This is a genomic window from Frankia torreyi (assembly GCF_000948395.1).
GTDB classification, from domain to species: Bacteria; Actinomycetota; Actinomycetes; order Frankiales; family Frankiaceae; genus Frankia; species Frankia torreyi.
Genome location: NZ_JYFN01000001.1, coordinates 38,355 through 64,868 on the forward strand (window position 1 = coordinate 38,355; position 26,514 = coordinate 64,868).

General features: G+C 73.8%; 17 protein-coding genes and 1 pseudogene. 15 read left to right on the plus strand and 3 right to left on the minus strand.

The genetic code is table 11. From position 1 onward, the window contains the following. Positions 1 to 205: 205 nt before the first annotated feature. Positions 206 to 2,470, plus strand: a complete 2,265-nt coding sequence (locus tag FF36_RS00190) for an ATP-binding SpoIIE family protein phosphatase (RefSeq protein WP_236705698.1) — start codon at positions 206 to 208, stop codon at positions 2,468 to 2,470. A 79-nt stretch (positions 2,471 to 2,549) separates the two neighbouring features. On the opposite strand, the gene FF36_RS00195 is transcribed toward FF36_RS00190, so the two are convergent. Together FF36_RS00195 and FF36_RS00200 are read right to left on the minus strand one after the other, a co-directional pair. Continuing rightward, positions 2,550 to 4,196 carry an SDR family oxidoreductase gene (locus FF36_RS00195; protein ID WP_044882880.1) on the minus strand — a complete coding sequence of 549 codons (1,647 nt, stop codon included), beginning with the start codon at positions 4,194 to 4,196 and terminating at the stop codon, positions 2,550 to 2,552. A 53-nt stretch (positions 4,197 to 4,249) separates the two neighbouring features. Next, positions 4,250 to 4,765, minus strand: coding sequence for an HNH endonuclease (locus FF36_RS00200; protein WP_009739884.1), 516 nt, complete (start codon positions 4,763 to 4,765; stop codon positions 4,250 to 4,252). Between the two features lie 402 nt (positions 4,766 to 5,167). On the opposite strand from FF36_RS00200, the gene FF36_RS00205 reads away from it, so the two are divergent. The 7 genes from FF36_RS00205 to FF36_RS00230 all read left to right on the plus strand — a co-directional run bounded on the left by FF36_RS00205 (position 5,168) and on the right by FF36_RS00230 (position 12,528). Further along, entirely contained in the window at positions 5,168 to 6,457 is a 1,290-nt protein-coding gene (locus tag FF36_RS00205; RefSeq protein WP_044882881.1) for a mechanosensitive ion channel family protein, read from the plus strand. 179 nt (positions 6,458 to 6,636) lie between these two features. Then, positions 6,637 to 7,368, plus strand: coding sequence for a response regulator transcription factor (locus FF36_RS00210; RefSeq protein WP_044882882.1), 732 nt, complete (start codon positions 6,637 to 6,639; stop codon positions 7,366 to 7,368). A gap of 59 nt (positions 7,369 to 7,427) precedes the next feature. Continuing rightward, positions 7,428 to 8,588: histidine kinase dimerization/phospho-acceptor domain-containing protein (locus FF36_RS36630; protein ID WP_242422206.1), on the plus strand; the 1,161-nt coding region annotated here is incomplete at its 3' end. Between the two features lie 99 nt (positions 8,589 to 8,687). Beyond that, positions 8,688 to 9,176: a sensor histidine kinase gene (locus FF36_RS36635; protein ID WP_339325584.1), complete on the plus strand. Its 489-nt coding sequence runs from the start codon at positions 8,688 to 8,690 to the stop codon at positions 9,174 to 9,176. After that, positions 9,173 to 11,644: a 4-alpha-glucanotransferase gene (gene malQ, locus FF36_RS00220; RefSeq protein ID WP_082121573.1), complete on the plus strand. Its 2,472-nt coding sequence runs from the start codon at positions 9,173 to 9,175 to the stop codon at positions 11,642 to 11,644. Before FF36_RS36635 ends, malQ begins: the two co-directional genes overlap by 4 nt. 58 nt (positions 11,645 to 11,702) lie before the next feature. Next, positions 11,703 to 12,095 carry a hypothetical protein gene (locus FF36_RS00225; RefSeq protein WP_082121557.1) on the plus strand — a complete coding sequence of 131 codons (393 nt, stop codon included), beginning with the start codon at positions 11,703 to 11,705 and terminating at the stop codon, positions 12,093 to 12,095. Further along, complete coding sequence (locus tag FF36_RS00230) at positions 12,082 to 12,528, plus strand: DUF5130 family protein (protein WP_044882884.1); 447 nt, start codon at positions 12,082 to 12,084, stop codon at positions 12,526 to 12,528. Before FF36_RS00225 ends, FF36_RS00230 begins: the two co-directional genes overlap by 14 nt. A 326-nt stretch (positions 12,529 to 12,854) precedes the next feature. On the opposite strand, the gene pepN is transcribed toward FF36_RS00230, so the two are convergent. Next, the gene (gene pepN / locus FF36_RS00235) at positions 12,855 to 15,404 is read right to left on the minus strand and encodes an aminopeptidase N (protein WP_044882885.1); all 2,550 of its coding nucleotides are present in this window, start codon (positions 15,402 to 15,404) and stop codon (positions 12,855 to 12,857) included. 1,039 nt (positions 15,405 to 16,443) lie between these two features. Here pepN and FF36_RS00240 point away from each other — a divergent pair. From FF36_RS00240 to FF36_RS36645, 7 genes and pseudogenes are all read left to right on the plus strand, one after another. Further along, positions 16,444 to 17,646: an AI-2E family transporter gene (locus tag FF36_RS00240; RefSeq protein WP_044883036.1), complete on the plus strand. Its 1,203-nt coding sequence runs from the start codon at positions 16,444 to 16,446 to the stop codon at positions 17,644 to 17,646. 46 nt (positions 17,647 to 17,692) lie between these two features. Beyond that, the gene (locus FF36_RS00245; RefSeq protein WP_044882886.1) at positions 17,693 to 18,343 is read left to right on the plus strand and encodes a DsbA family protein; all 651 of its coding nucleotides are present in this window, start codon (positions 17,693 to 17,695) and stop codon (positions 18,341 to 18,343) included. Positions 18,344 to 18,362: 19 nt separating this feature from the next. Further along, entirely contained in the window at positions 18,363 to 18,851 is a 489-nt protein-coding gene (locus FF36_RS00250) for a ribose-5-phosphate isomerase (protein WP_044882887.1), read from the plus strand. 1,319 nt (positions 18,852 to 20,170) lie between these two features. Further along, entirely contained in the window at positions 20,171 to 21,541 is a 1,371-nt protein-coding gene (locus tag FF36_RS32155) for a dolichyl-phosphate beta-glucosyltransferase (protein WP_236705724.1), read from the plus strand. 362 nt (positions 21,542 to 21,903) lie between these two features. Continuing rightward, on the plus strand, positions 21,904 to 25,881 hold the full coding sequence (locus FF36_RS00265) for a DUF3367 domain-containing protein (RefSeq protein ID WP_044882889.1): 3,978 nt from the start codon (positions 21,904 to 21,906) through the stop codon (positions 25,879 to 25,881). A gap of 64 nt (positions 25,882 to 25,945) precedes the next feature. Then, positions 25,946 to 26,227 (plus strand): annotated as a pseudogene (locus FF36_RS36640) (RyR domain-containing protein); the annotation flags it as partial. Positions 26,228 to 26,269: 42 nt separating this feature from the next. After that, entirely contained in the window at positions 26,270 to 26,512 is a 243-nt protein-coding gene (locus FF36_RS36645; RefSeq protein ID WP_242422216.1) for a RyR domain-containing protein, read from the plus strand. Positions 26,513 to 26,514 lie beyond the last annotated feature (2 nt).

Below are 26,514 nucleotides of genomic sequence, written 5' to 3' on the forward strand. Positions count from 1 at the left end.
TCGAGTGCGCGAAGGGATGGCGATGGGGTACCGCTCCCGGCTCGGGTCGACGTTCTCGCGATGCGCGATATCCGGTTACCGAACTAGACTTCCGCGGGTGGACCAGGTGACTGGCCGTTACGGCTCGGTCCCGGTAGTCGGATTCGATCGGGGGCGGGGGGATCCAGCCCCGACGCCCGAACCCGCCACCGGGGCTTCGTCCGGCATGTCCGCTATCGCTGCCGCGGCGGACGCCGGGATCGCCCTGAGTTCGCAGGCGGCAGCCCGGATGTCGCAGCAGGTGCGCCGCTCGGCGTCAGCGGGGCTGCGCGGTGCCCGGGGGATCGCCCGCGTGCTGTGGGGCGGCCCGGGCGGCGACGGCCGGGGCGGCCCGGACGGCTCGCCGGCGTCGTTCCTGGCCGACGCCGGGCTCGTCCTCGGTGGCACCCTCGATCCTGAGCACGTCCCCGACCTGTTGGCCGGGCTGGCGGTGCCCCGCTTCGGCACCGGCGCGATGGTCTGGGTGCGCGACGGCGACGACGTGCGGCTGGGCGCCACCGTCTTCATCGACCCGAAGGTCGACAAGATCATGCGGGCGATCGTCGCCACCCGCCCGCCCACGCTCGCCGACGACTTCCCGCCCGGCGTCGTGCTGCGCAACGGGCAGACCTACTGCCTGCCCGACTTCGACAGCCTGCGAGCCACGCTGTCGTTCCCGCACGAGCTCGCCTACCAGCAGTTCCGCCGCATCCAGGGCGGCCCGACGGCGAACGTGCCGCTGTCGGTGCACGGGCGGATCCTCGGCGCCATCACCGTCGGCCGCCGCGAGGGCTTCTACACCAACGCCGAGGTCACTCTGCTGGAGGACCTGGCCCGCCGCGGCGCCCTCGCGTTGGAGAACGCCCTGCGCTTCAAGGAGGCCCAGGAGTCCGCGTTGACCCTGCAGCGCTCGCTGCTGCCGGCCCATCCGCCCGCTCTCGAGGGCGTCGAGATCGCCATGGAGTACCGGCCGGGGACGGCGGGCACCGAGGTCGGCGGCGACCTCTACGACGTGATCCCGCTGTCCGGTGGCAGGGTGGGAGTAGCCATCGGCGACGTGATGGGCCGCGGGCTGCGGGCCGCCGCGGTGATGGGCCAGCTTCGCGCGGCGCTGCGGGCCTACGCGCTGGAGGACTGGTGCCCCGCGGAGGTCCTCACCCGGCTGGATCGGGTCGTCGGCCTGCTGCCCGGCCTGCAGCTCGCCACCTGCATCTATGCGGTCTACGACCGGCATACCGGCCGGGCGACCATCGCCAACGCCGGGCACCCCGCCCCGCTGGTGATCCTGCCCGACGAGGACCCGGACTACCTCGTGCTCGACCCCGGCCTGCCGCTCGGCGTCGGCGAGGGCGGCGGCTTCAGCGAGACGACGGTGACGCTGCCGCCGGGCTCGGCGTTGGTGATGTTCACCGACGGCCTGGTGGAGTCGCGGCGCCGGCCGCTGGTCGACGGCCTGGAGAACCTGCGGCGCGGATTGACCGAGCAGCGTGCCCGGGTGGCCGCCGCGCGGGCCGGCCAGGCCGCGGCAAACGGCAACCCCGGCGACGCTGCGCGGGGGGGTGCGGCGGAGGGCGACCCGGCCGGCGGCTCTGACAGGCCCGGCGAGGCGTCGACCGGCGCGTGGGTCGACCGGCGGGCGCCCGGGCCCTCCCTCGGCCCGCCGCGGGGCATGGCCGACCGGCGCAGCGGCCGGGACCGGCGCACCGGCCCGGACCGCCGCGCCGGGGGCGAACGTCGCGCCGGGGGGGCCGATCGGCGCCGCCGGGCCCGCGGTGACAGCTTCGCCGCGCGGAGCTGGTTCGGCCCGGACACGGTTGCCGGTACCGGCGAGGGCCCGGCCGAGGAGACGGCCCGGTCGCTGCTCGAACGGTGCCTGATCGCCGCCGACCTGCCGGCCCGCACCGACGACGACACAGCCATGGTGGTGCTGACCACCCAGGCGGTGAACCCGCCGCTGCTCGAACTGGCGCTGCCCGCGGTGGCCGCCTCGGCCGGGCAGGCCCGGATGGCGATGCGCGACGTCATGCTCGACTACGGCATCACCTCGGTCGAGGACGCGACCCTGCTGGTCAGCGAGGTGGTGACGAACGCGGTCCTGCACGCGCGCAGCGACCTGGTGCTGCGGGCGTCGCTGGAGCCGGGCCGGCTGCGGATCAGCGTCGAGGACCGCGAGGGCGGCCACCTGCCGCGTCCGGGCGCGGCGGCGGCGAACAAGCCCGACCCCGAGTCGGGCTGGGGCCTGCTGCTGGTGGAGGCGCTGTCGCTGGCCTGGGGAGTCGAGACGACCCCGGGCGGCAAGCGGGTCTGGTTCGACATCGAGATCCCCGACGTGCCGGGACGTGGCGTCGGGGGCCGGCTGCCAGCCGGATCCGAACCGCCGCCGCTGATGGATCCCCCGGGGCACGGACCGTTTCCCCCCGACCCGCCGGCCCAGGGCCGGGGCTGGACCTGACCCCCGGGCCCGCCTGCCCCCGGGCCCGCCTGCCCCCGGGCCCTCGCTGCTGTCCGGGCTCTCGCTGCTGTCCGGGCTCTCAGCGGCGGGCAGACGCTGCGGGGGACACCTGCGTCGCCTCGGCGGTGCGCACGATGTTGCGCAGCATGCCGCCGAACACGGCCGCATGGAAGGGACTGATCGCCCACCAGTAGAGCTGGCCGGGCAGCCCGCGGGGCAGGAAGATCGCCCGCTGCCGGTAGACCGTGCCGCCGTCGTCGCCGACGGCGGCACGCAGCTCCAGCCAGCCGTCGCCGGGCATCTTCATCTCCGCGCGCAACCGCAGCAGCCGGCCGGGCTCGATCTCCTCGACGCGCCAGAAGTCCAGCGCCTCCCCGACGTGCACCCGCTGCGGGTCCCGCCGGCCGCGGCGCAGGCCGACGCCGCCCAGCACGATGTCCAGCCAGCCGCGAGCCGACCAGGCCAGCGGCCACGAGTACCAGCCGTTCTCGCCGCCGATGCCCTCGATGACCCGCCAGAGCCGATTCGGTGGGGCGGCCACCGGCATGCTGCGCTCGTCGACGTAGAGCGCCCCGCCCGTCCAGTGCGGGTCCGTGAAGGTCGGCTCGCCGGGCGGCCGGGGAGCGCAGGCCACGCCGCCGCGTCCCGCCGCGGTCCCCAGGACCGACGGCGGCAGGGTCCCTGCCGTCACTGCGGTCCCTGCCGTCACTGCGGTCCCTGCCGGCTTCGGCGAGCCGGCCCGCCGCCTGGTTCGGGCGGGTGAGCGGGTCGGCCAGACCGCCGTCGACCAGCGGGTCTCGACGCCGCGTTCGCGGACGCGGGCGAGAGCGTAGGCGGCCGCGGTGTCGAAGGGCATCAGCCCGTCCGGCGGGTCCGGGATCCACCGGCGGACCGCGTGCTCGTCGCGGACGACGACCTCGGTACGCAGCGACCGGACCAGGGGCTTCGCGATGGCCTTGGGTACCGGGGTCACCACGCCGACCCACAGCGAGGACAGCCCGGGGGACAGCACCGGTACCGGAATGATGATCCGTCTGCGCAGCCCCTCCACCGCCGCGAAACGTTGCATCATCTCCGCATAGGTCAGGATGTCCGGGCCACCCACGTCGAAGGACTGGTTGACCTCCGGAGGCACCCTGAGCGCGCCGATCAGGTAGTACAGCACGTCCCGGACCGCGATCGGCTGGATGCGGGTGCGCACCCAGCGGGGGGTCAGCATCACCGGCAGCCGTTCGGTGAGGTAGCGCAGCATCTCGAACGACGCGCTGCCGCTGCCGATGATGACCGCCGCCCGTAGCACGATGGTGGGGATCCCGGAGTCCAGCAGGATCCTCGCGACCTCCTGGCGGGAGCTCAGGTGCGCGGACAGGCCCTCCTCGCCGCCCGCCGGGCTCAGCCCGCCGAGGTAGACGATGCGCCGTACCCCGGCCATGCGGGCGGCGGCGGCGAAGGCGCTCGCCGCCTGGCGGTCCACCGCGGAGAAGTCGCCGCCCGAGTCGATGGAGTGGATGAGGTAGTAGGCGACGGCGACACCGGCCATCGCCGCCGGCAGGGAGGCCGGGTCGCGGGCGTCGGCCTGGACCACCTGCGCCCGGGCCGCCCAGGGGACGCCGCGCAACCGCGCCGGGTCGCGGGTCATCGCCCGCACGTCGTGCCCCTGGTCGAGCAGGCGGGGGGCCAGCCGGCCGCCGATGTAGCCGGTCGCCCCGGTCACGAGGATGCGCACACCGGCTACCTGCCCAGCGCCGACAACGCGTACCCGGGACCGGGTCGGGTGCCTCAGGCCGAGGCGGCCTCGGTCACGTCCGTGCTCAGGTAGGCCGACCAGCGCGGATCCATCCGCCGGGACCCCAGAATGCGCCAAGCGGCTCCGCTCGGCGCTCGGGGAGCCGTGCGGAGCCGCCAGCCAAGATCAGCCACGGCGCGGTCGGCTTTGACATGGTTGCAGCGACCGCAGGCCGCCACGACGTTCTCCCATACGTGAGCGCCCCCACGGGAGCGCGGAATGACGTGGTCCAGCGATGTTGCTGGCGCATTGCAGTACACGCACCGGTGATGATCGCGCGCCAGCACCCCCTTGCGGGTCAGTGGGACCTGCGAGCGGTATGGCACCCGGACGAAACGCGCTAACCGGACCACGATCGGGACGTCGACAGACGTCGTCGAGGACCGAAGAACCTGGCCCGCCGATTCGACCATCACAGCCTTGTCGGTCAGGACCAGGACGAGCGCGCGCCTTTGCGACACCACGCACAGAGGCTCGTACGTGGCATTGAGAACCAGCGCCTCTGCCACGCGCCGACCTCCTGCCCACCGAGGGCCCTTTGCGGGCCGTTCTGCCCAAGCGTCTCCGGTGACAATGGACAGTCAACCGTCTTCGGCGGCAGAACGCGAGCCTGTTTGCATGGTCATCGGCTTTCGTGCCGTGGCGCTGCACATATCTGGTGGCCTTTGTCACTCTCCGCCCATCAATCGGTGAACTTTTAGTCACTCTCCGTCGATCCAATGTGAGCGGGGTCATCATGGCGGCGCGTGGTCGCCCGCCGGCCACGTCCGGGGGCGGGCACCGATGGGCCGTCCCCATGGGCGAGACTGATCTCTGATCGTCGCCCCCCCGGGGTCGTGGGCGCGCCACGCCGCGAAACGGCCGCCTCGGGGGTGTCGCGACCGCCATGACCGACGGAATCGACAGGAAGGATGACCGACGTCGTGACGCCCGCCCCGTCCCTGCTGGCCCAACCGCTCATCCCCGGCCTGGGGATGCTGCTGTCCGCCTCGCCGTCGCCCACCGCGTCGCCGGGCCCGCTGTCCGCCGCCGCGGCGGCCACCCCGCCACCCTCGCCGAGTCCATCGGTGACCACCGATCCGCTGGTCTCGCTCGAGGGGGTCGCGAACGCGCTGCGCGACGCCTGCGGGACCAGCCCCGGGCTGCTCTGTCGCACCGTCTATAACGCTACGCACAGTAACTATCTTGCCTCCGGCGCGGAGGTGTTCCTGGGCACCCCGATCAGGATCATCCTCATCCTGCTGATCGCCCTCGTGGTGCGGGCGCTGCTGCACAGGTTCATCCGGCGAACCACGGAACGAGCTGGTTCCGGCGGCGGTGGGCTCTTCCGCGGTTCCCGCGCCGGGACGCTGCTGGGCGCGTTCGGGGATCCGACGGTGCTGATGGAAAGGCGCCGGCAGCGGGCGGCGACGGTCGGTTCGCTGCTGCGCAGCGTGACCTCCATCTTCGTCTTCGGGTTGGCATTCCTGAGCATCCTGGGCGAGCTGGGCATCAATCTCGCGCCCATCGTCGCCAGTGCGGGCGTACTGGGAATCGCCGTCGGTTTCGGGGCGCAGAACCTCGTCCGCGACTTCCTGTCCGGGATGTTCATGCTGCTCGAAGACCAGTACGGCGTGGGTGACGTCATCGATGTCGGCGCCGTCTCGGGCACCGTCGAGGCGGTGAGCCTGCGGATGACGAGGCTGCGCGATGTCGAGGGGACCGTCTGGTACGTCCGTAATGGCGAGATCACCCGGATCGGCAACAAGAGCCAGCAATGGGCAAGGACCGTGCTCGACGTCCCGCTCGACTACGACACCGAGGTCGGCGAGGCCAAGCGGGTGCTCGGCCGCACCGCCGACGAGCTGTGGGCGGACCCCCGGTGGAGCAGCCTCATCCTCGCCGAGCCGGAGGTGTGGGGTATGGAGACCATGACCGCCGACGGCTACTCCCTGCGTCTCGCGGTCAAGACCCAGCCGCTGAAGCAGTGGGAGGTGGCCCGCGAGCTGCGGGAGCGGGTGCGCACGGCACTCAGCGACGCCGGCATCGCCCTCGGCACCGTCCAGCGCAGCGAGGTGACCGTGGTCGACGACGACGAGGAGGAGCGCAACGACGACGAGGCCGAGGACGACGGCTCGGGGACGGGACTGCCGGGCGGCTCGATCACCGAGGACCTGCCGCGGCCGCGGCTGGACCCGCCGAGCCCGTCGCGCTCCGGGTGAGCCCGTCCGGGGTGCTCGCCGTGCGCCGCCGGCCCGCCGCGCCACCAGGCGGAACCCCGTCGCAGCCGGGGATCCGGGGCCGGCGGCCTGGCTGAAGCTGGCCTGAAGATCGCGGTAGGTGTTCCTGAGACGGCCCGGCGACCATCCACCTGTCCACTGCGCACAGGCAGACTGGAGCCGTGCGGGTACTGGTGGTGGACGACGACGCGGCTGTCCGGGAGTCCCTGGAGCGCTCGCTCCGGTTCGAGGGCTACGAGGTGACGACCGCGATCGACGGCGTGGAAGCTCTCGACGCGGTGTGCCGCAACCAACCGGACATCGTGGTCCTCGACGTGATGATGCCCCGCATCGACGGGCTGGAGACCTGCCGCCAGTTGCGGGCCCGTGGCGACGACGTGCCGGTGCTCATGCTGACCGCGCGTGACGGTCTGGCCGATCGAGTCAGCGGCCTCGACGTCGGCGCCGACGATTACCTGGTCAAACCGTTCGCCCTGGAGGAGCTGTTCGCCCGGCTGCGGGCGCTGACCCGCCGGGCGGCGCTCGCAGCCCGGGCCGCCGGGGCGGGCGGCGCCGGCGGGTCGGGCGCGGTCGCCGACTCGGTGCTGCGCTACGGCGGCGTGAGCCTGGATCAGGCCAGCCGCCAGGTGACCCGGGGCGAGCGCGAACTGACCCTGACGAAGACCGAGTTCGAACTGCTGGAGCTGTTCCTCAGCCATCCGCGGCAGGTGCTGTCCCGCTCAATGATCATGGAAAGGGTCTGGGGCTACGACTTCGGCCCCACCTCCAACTCGCTGGAGGTCTTCGTGAGCTACCTGCGACGCAAGCTCGAAGCGGGCGGCGAACCCCGGCTGCTGCACACCGTGCGCGGCGTCGGCTACGTGCTGCGTGAGCCGGCGGGGGACCGCGGGTGACGCGAGCCGGCGCAGGACCGCCGGCAAGCGGTGCGGCGCCGCCGTCCTGGGGGCGGCCGATGCCGGCCTATCCGGTGCCCGCCGGTGCCGGTGCCGCCGGTGCCGCCGGTGCCGCCGGCGCTGCCGGTGGTGGTGCCGGTGGTGGTGCCGGCGCCCCCGCCGGCGGCGAGTCCGGCCCGCCGAGGGGCGCCGTCCGGCGCGACGGTTTCGCCCGGCGGGTCGGGTCGAGGCAGCGGTCCCGGCTCAGGTTCTCCTCGCCGCTGGGCCGGCTCACTCTGCGGGCGCGGCTCGCGCTGCTCGTCGGCATGGCGGTGGCCGCCGCCGTTGCGGTGGTCGCCGGGGTCTCCCTCGGCGCCACCAGCATCGTTCTCAACCAGGCCATCGACGACCAGCTCATCGAGCAGGCGGAGGCGTCCGCGGACACCATCCAGACCAACTCGCTGGGCCTGGGACTCGGCCTGCAGGCCTTCAGCTTCGGCCTGGAGGGTCAGTTCCTGGATGCCACCGGCAACCCGCTGCAGAACGCCGTGTCGTCCTGGAACAGCGTGCGGATCCCGGTCGACGCCGCCGACGCCGAGGTCGCCCGCCGGGAACGGACCCAGAACCTGCGCACGATCACCGTCGACGGCCAGTCCTACCGACTGGTCACGGTCCCGCTGCAGCGTCCGGCGTCCGGCGGGGCGCTCCAGCTCGCCCGGCCGACCACCGACGTCGACCGGACTCTGCGCGACCTCGGGCTGGTGCTGCTCGTCGTCGGGGTCGCCGGGGTCGTCGGCTCGGCGCTCGCTGGCCGGATCGTGGCCCGGGCGGCACTGAAACCCGTCGACGCCGCCGCCGCGGCCGCCGAGGAGGTGGCCCGCACCCAGGACCTCTCGGCGCTGATCCCCGTCACCGGGGCCGACGAGATCACTCGGCTCGCGGAGAGCCTCAACAGCATGCTGCGCGCGCTGGAAGCCTCCAGAGCCCGTCAGCGCCAGCTCGTCGACGACGCCAGCCACGAGCTGCGCACCCCCCTGACCAGCCTGCGGACCAACATCGAGCTGTTGCTGCGCGCCGAGGCGAACCCGCACCGCGCACTGCCCGCGGCCGACCGCGAGGCCCTGCTGCGCGACGTGGACGCCCAGATGCGCGAGCTGTCCGGGCTGGTCAGCGAGCTCGTCGAGCTCGCCCGGGACGAGCTGCCCACCGAGGACGTGGAGCGGCTCGACCTGGCCGAGATTNTTGCCGCCGCCGCGGAACGCGTGCGTCGACGAGCCACCGGCAAGGGCATCCGGATCGAGGTCGACGCCGCGGGCTCCCCGGTCGACGGCCGGGCGAACATGCTCGAACGAGCCGTCACCAATCTGCTCGACAACGCGGTGAAGTTCTCCCCGCCGGCGTCGGTCGTGCGGGTGCGCACCCGCGACGGCGAGGTCACCGTCGCCGACGACGGGCCGGGCATCGCTCCGCAGGAGCGGGCCCAGGTCTTCGATCGGTTCTACCGGGCCACCTCGGCGCGTGGGCTGCCGGGATCCGGGCTCGGCCTCGCGATCGTCGCCGACGCCGTGAAGACCCACGGCGGCACCGTGACCGCGGAGGGCTCGCCGAGCGGCGGGGCCCTGCTGCGGATGCGGCTGCCGCTGGCGACCCCCGACCCCTCGGACCCCCGGGATGCGCTGACCCTGGCGGGCGGCGCCCCGGGCACGGACGCCGACCTGGTGTGGCGCCCGCCGCCGGCCGGCGCCTCTCCTACCACAGGCTCTCCGGCCCCCACGCCGGCGGACGGTGTGTCCCGGCCGGGTCTCGCGGCGGAGAATCCTGGTCCGTGAGCCCAGACGATCCCGCCCGGTCCGAGCCGTCCCAGCATTCCGTCAGCGCGGTGCCTGGCACGGCGGTGCCTGGTGCCGTGGCGCCTGGTGCCGCGGTCATCGGCGTCGCTGCGGCTGTCGCGGAGCCTGCGGACCCGGCCGGGGATTGGACGGCGCCGCCCGCCCGGGAGCTCGCCGAGCTTGCCGAGGCGTCCGGAGTCGCGACCGCGTACCGCGACGCCGAAGGGGCGCTGGTGCGGGTCGCGCCGCAGACCGTGCGGGCGGTCCTGCGCCTGCTGGGGATCGACCCGAGCGACCCCGCGGCGGCCCTCACCGCGGCCCGGGAGGCGCCCTGGCGGCGTCGGCTGCCGGCCTGCGCCGTGGTTTCGGCCGCCGCGCCGCGCCCGATCATCGTGCACCTGCCGGCGGGTGCCGTGGTGCAGGCCGAACTGGAACTCGACACCGGCCGGCGGATCCTCCTCGACCCGCCGGGCGAGCCCGCCGAACGCCGGACCCTCGACGGCGAGCCGTGGGAGGCCCGGCCGCTCGCCCTGCCCACCGGGCTGCCGCTGGGCGACCACGTGCTGCACGTCGCGGTGGGGGCACAGCGCTTTCGCTGCGCGCTCGTCGCCGTACCGGACGCGGTGCCCGGGCCCCCGGCGCTCGCCGAACCGGCGCGGGCCTGGGGCTGGATGATCCAGCTTTATGCGCTGCGGTCGGCGTCCTCGTGGGGCATGGGCGACTACGCCGACCTCGCCGATCTCGCGGACTGGTCCGGCCGGGCGGGTGCGGATGTGCTGCTCGTCAATCCCCTGCATGCCGCCGCCCCGACGCTCCCGGTCGCCGCGTCGCCCTACTCGCCCGTCAGCCGCCGCTTTGCCGCGCCGCTCTACCTGCGGCCCGAGGCGACGCCCGAGTACGCGCGGGCCGACGAGCGGACCCGGGCCGCCGTCGACGAGCTCGCCCGCGAGGCCCGCCGGGACGGCCGGCCGGACGGCCTGCTCGACCGCGACGCTGTGTGGCGGGCGAAGTCCGCCGCGCTGGAGCTGCTGTTCCGGGCCGCACGCGGCGCCAGCGGCCCCGAGGTCGGCGACCCGGATGGCGGTGCCGGCGGGCCTGGCGGTGCCGGCGGGCCTGGCGGTGCCGGCGGGCCTGGCGGTGACGAGGACACGGCCACCCCGGGGCTGGTCGACTTCGCGACCTGGTGCGCGCTGGCCGAGCGGCACGGGCCGGACTGGCGGGCGTGGCCCGCGCAGCTCGCGCATCCCGGCACACCCGCCGTCGCGGCCGCCCGCGTCGAGCTGGCCGACCGGATCGCCTTTCACACCTGGCTGCAGCGGCGCTGCGACGACCAGCTCACCGCGGCACAGGCCGCCGCCCGAGGCGCCGGGATGGCCGCGGGGATCGTGCACGATCTCGCGGTCGGGGTCGATCCGGGCGGGGCGGACGCGTGGGCCTTGCAGGACGTCCTCGCCGTCGACGCCACGGTGGGGGCCCCACCCGACACGTTCAACCAGCAGGGCCAGGACTGGGGACTGCCGCCGTGGCGACCGCAGGCGCTGGCCGACATCGGGTACGCGCCGTTCCGGCAGATGGTGGCCGCAGTGCTGCGCCGCGGCGGGGGGCTGCGGGTCGACCACATCCTCGGCCTGTTCCGGCTGTGGTGGATCCCGCAGGGTGCCGGGGCGGCGAATGGGACCTACGTCCGCTACGACGCCGAGGCGATGCTCGGGCTCGTCGCCCTGGAGGCCGCGCGGACCGGTGCCGTCGTCGTGGGCGAGGACCTGGGCACCGTCGAGCCGTCCGTGGCGACGACGCTGGCGCGTACGGGGGTGCTCGGGTCCACGGTGCTGTGGTTCGAGCAGGACGACTCCGGCCGTCCGCTGCCGCCGGCGCGGTACCGGGCGGCGACGATGGCCAGCGTCACCACGCATGACCTGCCCACCGCGGCGGGTTATCTCGAAGGCGAGCACGTGCGGCTGCGGGCCGGGCTGGGCCTTCTCGGGCGGTCCGAGCAGGCGGAGACCGCCGGCTGGCGCGCCGAGCGGGACGCGCTGCTCGACCTGCTGCGAGCCGAGGGACTGCTGGCCGGGCCGGTGGGCGCCACCGAGGGCGGCGGCGTGCAGTTCACGCCGGCGGCCCGCACCGAGCTCGCCTTCGCCCTGCACCGGCTGCTGGTGCGCTCACCGTGCCGCATCGTGCTGGCCGCCCCCGGTGACGCCCTCGGCGACCTGCATCAGCCGAACCTGCCGGGCACGGTCGACGCCTATCCCAACTGGCGCCTGCCGGTGCGCGACGCCGACGGCGGGGAGGTCACGGTGGAACGCCTGCGCACCGACCCCGCGGTGGCGCGCCTCGGCGCGCTGCTCGACGAGGTGCGTGGCGTCGACGAGGTGCGTGGTGCATCCGTTGCCGGTGGGGTCTTTCTCACCCCCTCGCGGGGACCGTTGGCACCCCTGAAAGAGGACCCTAGACCCACTTCCCGGTAACCTTCGCTGCGTGACTCCTCGTCAACCGCGCTGGTCCCGCTGGCTGCCTCTCGCCGGTATGATCCATTCGTCGCGAGGGCCGGGCGGGCGCCCGGCGTCGCGGCGCGGCACCTTCCTGCGCCGGGCGCTGACCGTCGGCGGCCTCACGCTCTTCACGCTGCCGGTGTTCGCGGCGGCCGCCTCCGCAGGGGAGATCGGGACCAAGTACAACCCCGATCCGCTCTCGGCCCTGCAGACCTGGGGGATCTACGGTGGCACGATCGTCGGTGGGTTCCTGATCGCGATCCTGCTCGCCGCCTGGTCCAGCCGCAAGAGCGGGCCGGCGCGCTACCGGCCGGGTCAGCCCTGGGAGCACGACGAGGTCTGGATCGGCACCAAGCCGGAGGAGATCGAGGGCGAGCGGGCGCAGAAGGCCGTCCCCGGCGCGGGTGGTGCCAGTGGCAACTGGTGAGGCGTTCACCTCGGAGCAGCTTGAGCGGCTGAACCGGGCGTTGGAACTCGCCCAGAAGCACAGCGGCGTCCGCTTCGGCGTCCGGCTCGGGTCGGTGCGCGGCGACGTGCGGCTCGCCGCGGAGCGGATCCTGTCGACCCTCGTCGAGGACCCGGCCCGGGATCCCGCCGTGCTCATCCTCGTCTCGCCGGGGCAGTGCTTCGTGCGGGTAGCCACCACGCCGGCCGCCCGCAAACGGATCAGTGACTCCGCGTCCGGGCTCGCCGCGCTCACGATGACCTCCAGCTTCTCCCTGGGCGATCTGGTCGGCGGACTTACGACCGGCATCCGCCAGCTCGGCGAGGCGGCCGGCCCGGCCGCCCCCGGCACCGCCGCCCTCGGCAGTGGTGCTCCGGCCAGCCCCAGCTCCGCAGGCAGCCACGCGACCCACTGACGCGGCGCACCTTCGGCGGGCGAGTCTCGAGAGTCGGCCGGCAACCGCCGGTCCGCAACTCGCGTACGCGGATTCCCGCATTGCCGGATGACGCCGTCTTCTGCGATCCGGCGGGCACGGGGAACTGCAGGAGGTGGGTGCCATCCGCAGCGGCGAAAACCGTCATCAACCTCCTGTCACTGGCCCACGCCGGTCGGAGCGGGGTTGACAGGTTGGCGAGGCGGCTCGTGGCGGCCGTGCCGGCGATTCACCGTGACGACTCATCTTGACGACCGACCGGCACGCCCTCGATTCGGACGTGCCGGTCGTAGCGCCGAGCCCGGAGCCTACGCGGCTGCGGCGGCGTCCTTGGTGCGGGCGGCCAGCGCCCGGACGAGCCCGTCGCGGCCCTCGAGCAGGGCGCGGCGCAGCGGCGGCGTCGGGTTGCGGTCGGCGAGGTACGCGTCGACCCTGGCCACCGTCTCCGGCTCGATGACGGAGGACGGGAAGAGCATCTGGGTGATGGTCGAGGCCGTGTCGAAGCTGCGGGTCTCCCAGATCCCGCCGATCTCGTCGAAGTAGCGGGCGACGTAGGGCCGGGTCAGCTCGATCTGGTCGGAGATCCAGAAGCCGCTCATCGTCGCGACGGCCAGGTGGTTGGACAGCTCGTCGGAGTCCATCACCGCGGACCACGCGGCGGACTTCGCCTCGGCGCTCGGGCGGGCGGCCCGCGCGGTGGCCGCGCGCTTCTCGCCGGTGGCGGTGCGGTCGCGGGCGAGCTCGGCGTTGATCTCGGCGTCGCCGTAGACGCCCCGCGCCACGAGCTGGGTCAGCAGCGTCCAGCGCAGCTCGGTGTCCAGGACGAGACCCTCGATGACGTCGGTGCCCTCGAACAGCGCCCGCACCCGGGCCACCTGGTCGGCGTCCTCGGCCCGGGCGAACGTGGTCGTGTAGACGAGCTGCACGTCGCTGCCGGGCGGCGCGGACCGGGCCAGCTCCTCGGCGCGCTCGGTCAGCGCCCGCAGCGCCGGGGTGCGGTTCGCCGGCTCGCCGTAGGCGTCGATGGTGAGGTCGGCCTTGGCCAGCAGCGACTGCACCACGCCGATGTCGTCCTCGGCGGTCACCCCGGACAGCACGAGCCGGACGTACTCCCGCGCGGCGAGCTCCGCGTCGCGGGTCATGTCCCACGCCGCCGCCCAGCACAGCGTCCGCGGCAGCGACTGGGAGATCGCGCCGATCGACTCGACCAGGGTGGCCAGCGACCGTTCGTCCAGGCGGACCTTGGCGTAGGTGAGGTCGTCGTCGTTGAGCAGGACGAGGTCCGGCTGGCGGGCGCCGACGAGCTTCGGCACCTCGGTGAGCTCGCCGGTCACGTCCAGCTCGACCCGCTCGCGGCGGACCAGCGCGCCGGTGGTGTCGCGGTCGTACAGGCCGATCGCGAGCCGGTGCGGGCGCAGCGCCTTCGACGCGGTCGGCGGGGCGCTCGGCGGCTCCTGCACCACGTCGAACGAGGTGAACAGGCCGGAGGAGTCGGTGAAGAAGCGCGGGCGCAGAGTGTTGACGCCCGTGGTCTCCAGCCACTCGGCGGACCAGGTCGTCAGATCCCGGCCGCTGGCGTTCTCCAGCTCGTCGAGCAGGTCGCGCAGGGAGGTGTTCGCGTACTCGTAGCGGCGGAAGTAGGTCCGCAGCCCGGACAGGAACTCCTCCTGCCCGACCCAGGCGACAAGCTGCTTGAGTACCGACGCGCCCTTGGCGTACGTGATGCCGTCGAAGTTCGTGCGCACCGCGTCCATGTCGGGGGCGTCGGCGACGATCGGGTGGGTGGAGGAGAGCTGGTCCTGACGGTAGGCCCAGCCCTTCTCCGCGTTGGCGAAGGTCGTCCAGCCGTTGGTGAACCGGGTGGAGCTCACCTGCGCCAGCACCGACATGTAGGTGGCGAACGACTCGTTGAGCCACAGGTCGTCCCACCAGCGCATGGTGACCAGGTCGCCGAACCACATGTGCGCCATCTCGTGCAGGATCGTCTCGGCGCGGCGCTCGCGGCGGGCCTCGGTGACCTTGGCCCGGAAGACGTACTCCTCCAGGAAGGTCACGCAGCCGGCGTTCTCCATGGCGCCGGCGTTGAACTCCGGCACGAAGAGCTGGTCGTACTTGCCGAACGGGTACCGGTAGTCGAACACGCGATGGTAGAAGTCGAACCCCGCCTTGGTGATCTCGAAGATCTCCGCCGGGTCGAGGAACTCGGCCAGCGAACGCCGGCAGTACAGCCCCAGGTCGATCCCGTCGTGCTGGTCACGGACCTCGTGGTAGGGACCGGCGACGAGCGCGGTGATGTAGGTCGAGATCACCGGCGTCGGGAGGAACCGGATGATGCGCACGCCGATCGCGGCCTCGGCGACCGCCGCGACCGCACCGTTGGAGATGGCCGACCACTCCGCCGGCACCGTCACCGTCAGCGTGAACGTCGCCTTCAGATCGGGCTGGTCGAAGCAGGCGTACATCCGGTGCGCGTCGTACGTCTCGAACTGGGTGTACAGGTAGACGGCCTCGTCGACCGGGTCGACGAAGCGGTGCAGCCCCTCGCCGGTGCGCGAGTACACGCCGTCGCCCACCACGGTGAGCCGGTTGGACTCGGCGAGGTCGTCGAGCCGGATGCGCTCGCCGTCGAACACGGCGGCGGGGTCCAGCGACCTGCCGTTGAGCACGACCTCGTCGACCTTGGCGGCGGCGAGCTCGATGAACGTCGACGCCCCCGGCTCGCGGGCGGTGAACGTGACCGCGGTCGACGTGCGGAAGGTCCCGGGGCCGGTCGTCAGGTCGAGTTCGACGTCGTAGGACGCCACGTTGAGCAGGCGGGCGCGCTCGCGCGCCTCGTCGCGGGTGAGGTTGTTGGGCACCCGGTTCCTCTCGGCAGGCACGGACTTCTCGGCTGGCACTGCATTCCCGCGAAACGTACCCGGGAACGGGTGCGTTCGGCGTGTTGTCGGGCACGCGACCGCGCTGGCCTGGGCCGGCCCGACGCGGCCGCCCGCAGCCCGGGGCCCGCACCCCCGCGATGCGCCGCCGCGCGGAACCCACCGCCGCACGGACTCATCGGCGCCGGTCGGACTCGTCGGCGCCGGTCGGCCCGGGTGGCCGCGGCACGGTCGTTGCCGTCGGCCCAGTCTCCCACGTGACGGGCGGGGTCTCCCACGTGACGGGCGGGTCCGGACGCCGTCGGTGGAGGTGGTCCGCCCGGGCCAGACCGGGCGGCGGTTCACCGAGGCAAGCTCCGGATTGTGGCGATTCGCGCGGGGTAGGTCCTCCGTCCGCGGGGCCGGTGCGGCACGATGGCGACATGTCCCGCACGCGCGGGCGGCGCGGGCGGCGACGTCCGGACAGTCCGGCGCGGCGTCGTGGCCGTCAGGCCGCGTTGGCCGTGGTCGATGTTGGCCGCGGTGGGGTGTGGGGGCGTCGGGATGTGCCGGCGTCCGACGTGTCGGCAGTCGGGACGCCGTGGGTGTCCGGGACGCCGTGGGTGTCTGGGACGTCTGGGTGTCGGAGCCGGAGGGGGCGCGGGTGAGGCGGGTGGCCGGGTTGGGCCGCGTGCCCGTGCGCCGGCGTTCGGGCGGGTCCGGGACGGGTGCCGGGGGAGCGCCGGCCGGCCGGCCGGACCTGGGCGCCGGCGGTGCGCCACCGGACCCGGGTGGGAGCGCAGGCGTCGGCAAGGACGGCGGTCCTGGTACCGGCGGCGGGGCGGCGGCGCACCCGGACGATGAGCCGGGCCGTTCCTCGGCGCATCCCGCCCATCCCACGACGCACCCGGCGGGCCCTGGGACGCACCCGGCGAGCCCTGGGACGCACCCGGCGAGCCCTGGGACGCACCCGGCGAGCACCACGACGCACCCGGCGATCGAAGCTGCGGGCGACCCCGGGTCCGGGGCCACCGTGGCCGGGGTGGGCAGGGGCCCGCGGCAGGGGATCGTCCCGCGCCGGCTGCGGATGCTGCGGGCCGCGCGGGCGGCCGGGCTGGATGAGCCGGGCGAGACCGTACCGCCGCCCGCCCGCGACGCCTCCGACCCGGGGCAGTCGCCCGCGGCCCGCGCCGAGGAGCACATCCCGGTCTCGTTGCGGGTGTCGGCCGGCTGGTCCTGGCGCCTGATCATCATCGGCGCGGCGATCTACATCCTGCTGATGGCGATCGGCCGGGTCCGGGTCGTGGTCATCCCGATCATCGCCGGGCTGCTCATCTCCGCGCTCATCCACCCGCTGGCCCACCGGTTCCAGCGGCTGGGCCTGCCGCGCCTCGGTGCGGCGTTCGCCGCGCTGTTCGTCTTCTTCGCCGTGCTCGCGGGGGCCGCCGTCGCCGTCGGGTTCAACGCCGCCAACGAGATCCCGACGGTCAGCGACCAGGTGAGCGCGGGTGTCGAGCAGATCCGCGGCTACCTGACCAACGGGCCGTTCCACCTGTCGCAGAGCCAGATCGACAATCTCGTCGACGACATCCGCCGCAACCTGGCGAACAACCGGGGGCGGCTGGTCTCCGGGGTGATCTCCGGCGCGTCGGTCGCGGCCGAAGTGATCACCGGTCTGCTCGTCGCGCTGTTCTCGACGTTCTTCTTCCTCTACGACGGCGACCGGATCTGGGACTGGATAGTCACCCGCTTCCCCGAGGGTGCGGAGGAGCGGGTGCGCGGCGCCGGCCGGGAGGCCTGGCTCACGATCACCGGCTACATCCGGGGGACCGTCTTCGTCGCCGCCGTCGACGCCTTCGGCATCGCGATGGGGCTGGTCGGTGTCGGCGTGCCGCTCGTCGCGCCACTGGCGTTGCTGACCTTCTTCGGCGGATTCGTGCCGATCATCGGGGCGACGGTGGCCGGCGTGGCGGCGGTCCTGGTCACGCTCGTTTCGGGCGGGGTGACCGACGCGCTGATCATTCTGGCGGTCGTGCTGGCCGTGCAGCAGATCGAGGGGCACCTGCTGCAGCCGCTGGTCATGCGTCGGGCCGTGCGGCTGCACCCGCTCGCGATCGTGATCGCGCTGTCCGCCGGCGGTGTGCTCGCCGGCATCCCCGGGGCGATCGCCGCCGTGCCGTTCGTCGCCGTGGTGAACCGGGTGGCCGGATATCTCGCGGCGACCGGGAAGCGTCCACCACCCTGATCGGTTCTAGCTGGGCAAACGGAGCTGTCGTTCGAGGAGGCCGTGCATGAGCACCGAGACCCTGTCCACCCCGGCGGTGGCCGAGGACGACCCCGGCACGGTCGTCGCCGACCTCTGGTTCGACCCGCTGTGCCCGTGGGCGTGGCTGACGTCGCGCTGGCTGCTGGAGGTGGAGAAGGTCCGCCCGGTCCGGGTCCGCTGGCACGTGATGAGCCTCGCCGTGCTCAACGAGGGGCGCGACCTGCCCGAGCAGTACGCGGCCATGATGGCGAAGGCCTGGGGCCCGGTGCGGATCTGCATCGCCGCCGCCGAGCGGCACGGTGAGGGCGTCCTCGCCGCGCTGTACACCGCACTCGGTCGCCGCCGGCACCTGGAAAAGGCCGAGTTCGACGAGGCGACCCTCACCGCCGCCCTGACAGAGGCGGGCGCCGATCCCGCGCTCGCGGCCGCGGCGACCTCGACCGAGTGGGACGCGAAGCTGCGGGCCAGCCACGCAGACGGCATCGGCCGCGTGGGCATGGACGTCGGCACCCCGGTGATCGCGGTCGGCGAGAACGCGTTCTTCGGGCCGGTCATCACCCCGGCACCCAAGGGCGAAGACGCCGGCCGGCTGTGGGACGGAGTGCTGCTGGTCGCCGGCACACCCGGCTTCTTCGAGCTCAAGCGCTCCCGGGATGTGGAACCGATCTTCACGTGATCAGGCATGATGACGCATCATGCGCGTCCATCTAGGTTCTGACCATGCAGGCTTCCACCTGAAGGCGGCGCTCGCCGAGCGCCTGGTGGAGCTGGGCCATGCGCCCGTCGACCATGGTCCCGTCGAGTACGACCCCGACGACGACTACCCGCCGTTCGTCCTGGCGGCGGCGCGGGCCACCGCGGCCGAGCCGGACAGCCTCGGCATCGTCATCGGCGGTTCCGGCAACGGCGAGGCGATCGCGGCGAACAAGGTCGTGGGGGTGCGCGCGGCGTTGGCCTGGAGCGAGCAGACCGCCACGCTGGCCCGTCAGCACAACGATGCCAACGTGCTCAGCCTCGGTGCCCGCATGCACACCGTCTCCGAGGCGCTGGCGTTCGCGGAGGTCTTCCTCACGACGCCGTTCAGCGGCGAGCAGCGGCACGTGCGCCGGCTGCGGATGCTCTCCGCCTACGAGCGGACCGGCGAGGTCCCCTCGGCGTCCGGCACGGCGTCCCCGGCGTCCTGACCGGCCGGCCGGTCCGGCGGGGCGGGGGCTGACAGGCGGGGCGCGGGCGCGGGTCGGCGAGGTCCGGCGGACCGCCCATCGGGTCGCCGCGGTGGCCGCGGCCGGCCGCCTTCGCCCCGTCCGTCCGCCGTCGTCCGTCCGTCTGTCGTCGCCTGTCCCTGTTCCGTCGCCTGTCGGTGTTCCGGAGCCTGTCGGTGTTCCGGAGCCTGTCGGTGTTCCGGGGCCGAACCCAGGTCCGTCGCCCGGCCGTACCGCGTCGTAGGGAGATCGGGGTCGGCGGCCGGGGTGATGCGCTGGCCGCGACGCAGCACCATCACCCGTTCCGCCTCGGCGAGGTCGTCCGCGCTGGGCCGGGCGGCGTCGCGCGCCCGCATCGCCGTCGCCGGAGGCAGCCGCGAGCGTCCGGCGCCGACCAGGCCGCGTAGCTGAGCATCGGGATCGCCGGCCTGGGGTGGTCGCATCCGCGGGCGGGCGGCGCGTTCGGATCGCGGCATGTGCCCTCCTTCGGCTGCCGTTCCTGCGGCGCCGCCAGCCGGGCGCGGCGGAGTCGACAAGCGTCGTCCGCCGTCGGCGTCGCGATCGTAGCCCGTGGCGGGTTGATACACCGGTCACATGTGCCGGATCGGGGTCCGATCTGGTGACCCGAATTGATGACGCAGCGCGATTGCACCCGCCGTATTGCGTCCCTTTGCGGGAGTCCCGGCTTACCTCGTGGGTGTCCGGATGCCCGCGCAGGAGACCGCGCCGCAGTCGGGTGCAGCCGGCGCGATCGGGCCGAGTGGCGTCGGTGGAACGGCCGTCCGCGGCCGGCGTCGACGCTGGCCGCGCCGGTCTGCCGGCAAACGGGGCGCCCCGCTGCTGCGGGGGGTGGACGTGGGAGCGGCGGATTCCACAAGCCCCGTCGCCGTGGCGAATCGGGGCCGGAGGAATGCCCGCATAGTGCTCCTGGTGGTCTTTCCTTGTTGTTCGCGAGACCGGGCGGATATCTGACCGTCGGGAGCCCGTCGCTTTCCGTGGTTGATCATTCCCGTCCGCCCGGCCGGTCGCCGTCCACCCGCTGTCCGATCTGTTCCTCGGTGTCCGTATGCTGGGCCCGCCGGGAGAACGTCCGATAAGCCAATGTATGGCCAATAAGTGCCTGCCGCGGAGTAAGGGGACGAAGGTCGGGATGGCGGACTTTGGTGCACTTACATTGACACTCCTGGTGAATCGCCTGAAACTGCATGCTGATCTCGTCCAGCCGTCACCAACCGCTGCGCCCTCGTTGGCGTCTGTCACCGGTCCCGCCGTCGCAGCCTAGGAGTTGAGTCTTGGACAGCGTGCCCGTGAGCGTCATCATCCCGGCCTACAACGAGGCGATGCGCCTGCCCGGTTCGCTGCCCCCGCTGGTGTCGATGATGCGCAAGATTCCCGACGCCGAAGTGATCTTGGTTGATGATGGGAGTACCGACGGCACCGCCGCCGTCGCGGAGGAGCATCTCGCCGGGTTGCCGGGCGGCCGTGTGCTGCGGTTGCCGTGGAACTCGGGCAAGGGCGCGGCGGTGCGTGCCGGTGTGTCGGTCGCGCACGGTGCCTCGATCGTCTTCATGGACGCCGACGGCGCCTCGGACGTCAACGATCTGCCGTTGTTGCTGGCCGCGCTGGAACATGCCGAGGTGGCGCTCGGCTCGCGCCGCATCGGTGGCGGTGCGGTGCGTAGCAGCAGTCGCCGGGTCGGTAGCTGGGCGTTCAACCAGATCACCCGATCGCTGGCCAGCCTGGACGTCGCGGACACCCAGTGCGGATTCAAGGCGTTCCGGGGCCAGGAGGCGAAGCTGCTGTTCAGCCTCGCCCGCTCATCGGGATTCGGCTTCGACGTCGAGGTGCTCTCGATCGCCCGCTCGATCGGATACCGCATCGCCGAGGTCCCGATCCACTGGGCGGAGATCCCCGGCGGCACGTTCCGGGTGACCCGGCACACGCCGGCGATGATCGTCGACGTGGTGCGGGCCCGTCGCTACCTGGGCCGCGCCGCGCCCGGCCTCGTGGTGCCCGCCAGCCCGGTGCCGTCCGTCCAGGCGGTGTCCGCCGTCTCGTCTGACCCGCTTGCCCCGTCTGACCCGCTTGCCCCGTCTGACGCCGCTGCCCCGCCTGACCTGGCTGTTTCACCCGATACGGCGCTCCCGTCCGACTCGTCCGCTTCGCCGACGCGAGGGGGTCCGGCGGGCAGCCCCGACCGCGCCGGAGGGCCTGTCCGGTCGGTTGTCGGCGCAGTCCCGCGGACTCCGCTGTCGCCGCCGCGCCGCCCACGGCCCGAGGCGGTCCAGCCCGCCGCGGCCCGCCGGATGGACCCGGTTCCGGGCGCCTCGGGCGCCGGGCGCTCCCTGGCGGACCCGGTCGTGCGCGGGCCGGCCGCGGCGGCCACCAGCGCGGGCCGCACCTCGGACGCCGGGGGTGCGGGGTTGATCCTTCCGGGTGCCACGATCAGCCTCCCGAACCCGGGTGTGAGCCGGCTCGCGAGCCCGGGGGTCGCCCGCGCGCAGCCCGGGGGGACCGCCGACGAAGCCGTCGTGACCATCCCGTCGCCGGGTGGGGAACCGACGCCGACGGCCACGGCCGCGCTCGCCGCGGTGCTGGCGACGGCGGTGGGCGGCGCCGAGGTGCCGGCGCGCCCCGCACCCGAGCGGGACGGCGCAGCCCGCTCGTCGTAGCGCTCGCCCTCCCGGCCCGCGGACCATGGGCCGCCCGGCCGCCCGGCCGCCCGGCCGCCCGGCCGCCACGTCGGTCGGCGGCTCGTGACCGGACCGGTGTGGCCTCCTCCGGCGGTGGGACGGGCGGGAGGGGACGCATGGGGTGCTATCAGCCGGGGAGGGGTGAGACATCCCGGTTCCGGCACTCTAGGTAAGGTCTGGCGTACCTGTTCTCGACCCTGGAGCCAGCGATCTTCTCCCCCGCCCGCGGTCCCGTCGCGACGGCGACCGGCCCGCGTGTGGCCCGGTCATCCGCCGCATTCACCTCCGCCCCCGCCTCCTCACTGCGTACCCGCCGGACCTCGCGGTGGCCGTTGCTCGGGATGGCGGTGGGGTTCGCGGTGCTCTACCTGCTCCAGGCGCCCGGCCGGCTGACCGCGGACACCAAGCTCGACGTCCCGCTCGACCCGTGGGGCTTCATGGGTCGCGCCACCCATCTGTGGAACTCCCTCGCCGAGTTCGGTTACGTGCCGAACCAGTACGTCGGCTACCTGTTCCCGATGGGGCCCTTCTTCGGCCTGGCCAAGCTGGTCGGCCTGCCGCCCTGGGCGACGCAGCGGCTGTGGATGGCGTTGCTGCTGACCGTCTCCTCGTGGGGCGTCGTGCGCCTCGCCGACGCGCTGCGCCTCGGCGTGCCTGTCACCCGGGTACTGGCGGGGCTCGCCTACACCCTGTCGCCGATGTTCCTCGGCAAGGTCGGGGCGACCTCCGTCGCGCTCGCCGGCGCGGCGATGCTGCCCTGGATCACCCTGCCGCTCATCCTCGCGTTGCGCCCCGACGGTGCCCTCGGCGCGGACACCGGCACGGCGGCGTCCCCCGGCCCGCCGGACGACTTTGGTTGGCGCGAGGCGCACGACCCGGCCGCCGATCCGGCGCGGCGGCTGTCCCCGCGCCGCGCTGCCGCGCTGTCGGGCCTCGCCGTCCTGGGGACCGGCGGCATCAACGCCACTGTCACGCTCTGCGTGCTGCTGTGCCCGGCGGTGGTGCTTGTGTTCGCGGGCGGGACCCGCCGGGCGTGGGCGCTGCGGGCCTGGTGGGTGGTGGCGGTCATCCTCGCCTCGACCTGGTGGCTGCTCGCGCTGATGGTGCAGGGTCGCTACGGGCTGAACTTCCTCCCGTACACCGAGACCGTCCAGACGACGACGGCCACCACGTCGGTCGCCGAGGCGCTGCGCGGCGCGACGGACTGGATGGCCTACCTCCAACTTCCGCGCCCCTGGCTGCCGGCGGCGACCGAGTACGTCTCCCGGCCGGTGCCGATCGTCGGCTCCGCGGCCGTCGCCGCGATCGGGCTGTGGGGGCTGTCCCGGCCGGACCTGCCCGCCCGCCGGTTCCTGCTGGTGACGCTCGCCGTCGGGACCGTCTCCATCGCTGCGGCCTACCCGGGCGATCCGGGCAGCCCGTTGTCGGGCGTGGCGCGCGATCTGCTCCGCAACCAGCTCGGCTTCCTGCGCAACGTCTACAAGTTCCAGCCGGTGGTGCGGCTGCCGATCGCGCTGGGCGTCGGGCATGCGGTGGTCGCCCTGCCCGTCCGGGTCCGCCGCGCGCCCTCGCGGCTCCGCCGCGCCGCAGGCCGACGGGGCTGGGCGCGCCCTCGGGTCGGCGTGACGACGGCGGCCGCCGCCGTGACGGCGGTCGCGCTCGTCTGCGGCATGACTCCCGCGCTGTCCGGCCGCGCGTTGCAGCCCCGCCCGTTCACGCAGGTGCCCGACTATTGGGTGCAGGCCGCCGACTGGCTCGGCGGGAACCCGCAGGGCGGCCGGGCGCTGGTCCTGCCCGGTTCACCGTTCGCCGAGTACGACTGGGGCCGTCCACTCGACGAGCCGTTGCAGTGGCTGGCGAAGACGCCCTGGGGGGTGCGTAGCCTCATCCCGCTCGGCGGAACCGGGGTGACCCGGCTGATGGACGGCATCGAACGCGAGCTGGCCACGGGCTCCGCGCCGGGGCTCGGTGACGCGCTGGCCCGGGCCGGCATCGGCCAGATTCTGCTGCGCAACGACCTGGAGCAGAAGGACTGGGACATTCCCCCGTCCACCGACGAGCTGCACCGGGCGCTGCGATCCTCCGGGCTGACGCTGGCCGCGTCCTTCGGCCCGCAGGTGCCCGCGCGCGCCTCGGCGAAGGAACGGCTCGTCGCGGAGCTGCGCAACCCGAAGCAGAAGGTGCCGGCGCTGGAGATCTGGACGGTGCCGACAGGCGCGAAGCTGGTCCAGTCCTACGCCGCCGACAGGGCTGTCGTCGTCTCCGGCGGGCCCGAGGCGACGGTGCAGCTCGCCGCGCAGGGCCTGCTCGGCGCGGACCGGCCCGTCGTGCTCGCCAGCGACCTCGCCGACCCGTCGGCCTCGGCGACGGCGGCGTCGACGAGCCCGAACGCGATCAAGGCCGCGCCGCGGGAGGTGATCGGCCCGTCGACCGCCTGGGTCGACACGGACACCTTCACCCGCCGGGACAGCACCTTCGGCATCGTCCACGACGCCAACTCCTACCTGCTCGGGCCGACCGGCAACGCGGTGGGCAGGACCGGGGAGCCCAACCAGTGGGCCGAGGACGACGTGGCCGGTCACCAGACCGTCGCCGGCTTCGTCGGCGGCATGTCGGTCACCGCCTCCTCCTACGGCTACGACCTGCTCGCCGCGCCGGACCTCGCGCCCCCGGCCGCCGTCGACGGGTTCGCCGCGACGGCCTGGACGGCCATGCGCAAGAAGGGCACCACCTCCGCCGGCCAGTGGATCCAGCTCGACGTCGGCCGCCGGATGACCGTGCCCTACATCGACATCAGCCTGCTGTCGGAGGGCTCCTGGCGACCGGCCGTGCGGGCGATGCGGGTGACCAGCGAGACCGGTGCGGTCGTGACCGAGGTGTCCCCGGTGGAGGACATCCAGCGCCTCGCCGTCCCACCGGGGGAGAGCCGCTGGTACCGGCTCACGTTCGAACGGGTCGACCGGGAGAACGACGACACCCTCGGTGCCGGCATCCGGGAGATCACCATCCCGGGCGTCGCGTTCCAGCACTACGCGCAGCTCCCCGACGACGTCGGCCGGCTGTTCGCCGGAGCCGACCAGGGAGACGTCGCATTCTCGCTGGCGCGGGAGCGGGTCGACCCGGCGCAGCCGTTCGGCGGCTCGGAGGAGCTGGCGCTGTCCCGCCGCTTCGACGTGCCCCGGGAGATGACGTTCACCGTCAACGGCACGGCGAGCTTCCTGCCGCCTCCCCGGGGTACCCCGCCGGCGGACGACGCGCCGCTGGTCGTGCCCTGCGGCAGCGGTCCCACCCTGGTCGTCGACGGCGAGCGCTACCCATTGCGGATCATCGGGCGCAACAGCGACGTCACCTCGGTGCTGCCGGTGCAGGCGTTGCTGTGCTCCGAGGGCAGCCGCCTGACGCTGCCGGCCGGGACGCACCTGCTTCGCGTCGACCAGGGCCCGACCTCGATCCTCGTCGACTCACTGGCGCTGATGGGTGCCGGGCGTCAGCCGGCCGCGCCGGCGGCGCGCGCGACGGTGGTGGGCCAGTGGGGTGCTGAGCGTCGGACCGTCCAGATCGGCGCGGGCGAGCGGGCGTTCCTCGCCGTCCGGGAGAACGCGAACTCCTCGTGGACCGCGAAGCTCGGCGGCACCACGCTGACGCCGGTGCGCCTCGACGGCTGGCAGCAGGGCTGGATCGTGCCGGCCGGCGCCGGCGGCACCGTCGTCATCGACAACATTCCCGGCGCCGAGTACCGCCGCGGCCTGATCGTCGGGCTGCTGCTGGTGCTCGTGCTCGTCGGGCTGGCTGTGCTGCCGGAGCGCTTCCGGCTGCGGCGCCGCTCCGACGAGAACGGGTACCCGGTCTTCCCGCGGCTGCCGCGGGCGAACCGGTCGCCCGGGGTGGCGCGGCCGGGGGCACCGCCGTCGGGCCGTGCCGTGCGGGTGCTGTGGACCGGGCTGGCGACGGTCGCGCTGGTCCTGGTGGCCGGCCCGGTCGCCCTGGTGGTGCCGGTGTTCGTCTGGCTCGGGCGGTCGCGGCCGCAGGTGCTGGGATGGCTCGCCGCGATCGCGATGCTCGGCGCCGGCATCGGGGTCGCGGTGGAACCGAACAGTCAGCCCGGGTCGGGGCACGGGGCGTTCGGGGTGCCCGTGCAGGTGCTCGGTTCGCTGGCGTTCGCCGCGGTGCTCGCCGCGCTGGCCGTCTGGGTCTGGGAACGGCCCGCGGATCCGGAGATTCCTGAAGCCGACGGTCGTGGTTCCGGCGGTCCTGATTCCCGTGTCGGGCGGCGGACTTCCGGTGGCGGCATGCGGACCGCAAGCAAGAGACTCGACTAGCGGCGCCGCGACACCGGCAGTTCGATCCTTGGCCGCCATCCGTTTCAGAAGGAGTCACCGGGCCATGACAATGGTTGTGAGCGGATCCTCGACCCGGCAGTCCGGAACGGCCCCCGCAGCCGCGGCGGGCACCGCGCCGCTGCTCGACCCGGGGTGCGTCGAGCGGATGGCGCAGGCGATCCACCGCCGCTACCTCGACCACGAGCTCGGCAAGCGGCACGAGGCGGGGTCACGCCCGGGGCTGCGGCCGTGGGCGGAGCTGGCCGAGCCGCTGCGGGAGGCCAACCGTGCGCAGGCCGCCCAGTACGCGGCGATCGTGCAGGCCCGCGACTGGTCGATCGTCTCCNCCGGGCCGGACGGTGACCCGTTCGCCTTCACCGACGCCGAGATCGAGAAACTCGCCCGCGACGAGCACGTCCGGTGGCGCCGGCACAAGGAGCGCCAGGGCTACTCCTACGGACCGCTGCGCAGCGACGCCGAGCCGGACAAGCGGCACCCGTCGATGGTGGACTGGGAGGAGCTCACCGAGGAGGACCGCGACCGCGACCGCGACGTCATCCGCAACATGCCCGCCGTGCTGGCGCAGGCGCGGCTGAGGGTCACCCGCAGGCAGGCCGCCGACGCGAGCTGAGC

Bases quoted from the DNA above. Each gene is read 5' to 3' on its own strand.
- FF36_RS00205 (WP_044882881.1), top strand. From the start codon at position 5,168: ATGACCGACGTCGTGACGCCCGCCCCGTCCCTGCTGGCCCAACCGCTC.
- FF36_RS00265 (WP_044882889.1), top strand. From the start codon at position 21,904: ATGGCGGTGGGGTTCGCGGTGCTCTACCTGCTCCAGGCGCCCGGCCGG.
- FF36_RS00225 (WP_082121557.1), top strand. From the start codon at position 11,703: ATGATCCATTCGTCGCGAGGGCCGGGCGGGCGCCCGGCGTCGCGGCGC.
- FF36_RS00245 (WP_044882886.1), top strand. From the start codon at position 17,693: ATGAGCACCGAGACCCTGTCCACCCCGGCGGTGGCCGAGGACGACCCC.
- FF36_RS00250 (WP_044882887.1), top strand. From the start codon at position 18,363: ATGCGCGTCCATCTAGGTTCTGACCATGCAGGCTTCCACCTGAAGGCG.
- FF36_RS00190 (WP_236705698.1), top strand. From the start codon at position 206: ATGTCCGCTATCGCTGCCGCGGCGGACGCCGGGATCGCCCTGAGTTCG.
- FF36_RS36635 (WP_339325584.1), top strand. From the start codon at position 8,688: ATGCTCGAACGAGCCGTCACCAATCTGCTCGACAACGCGGTGAAGTTC.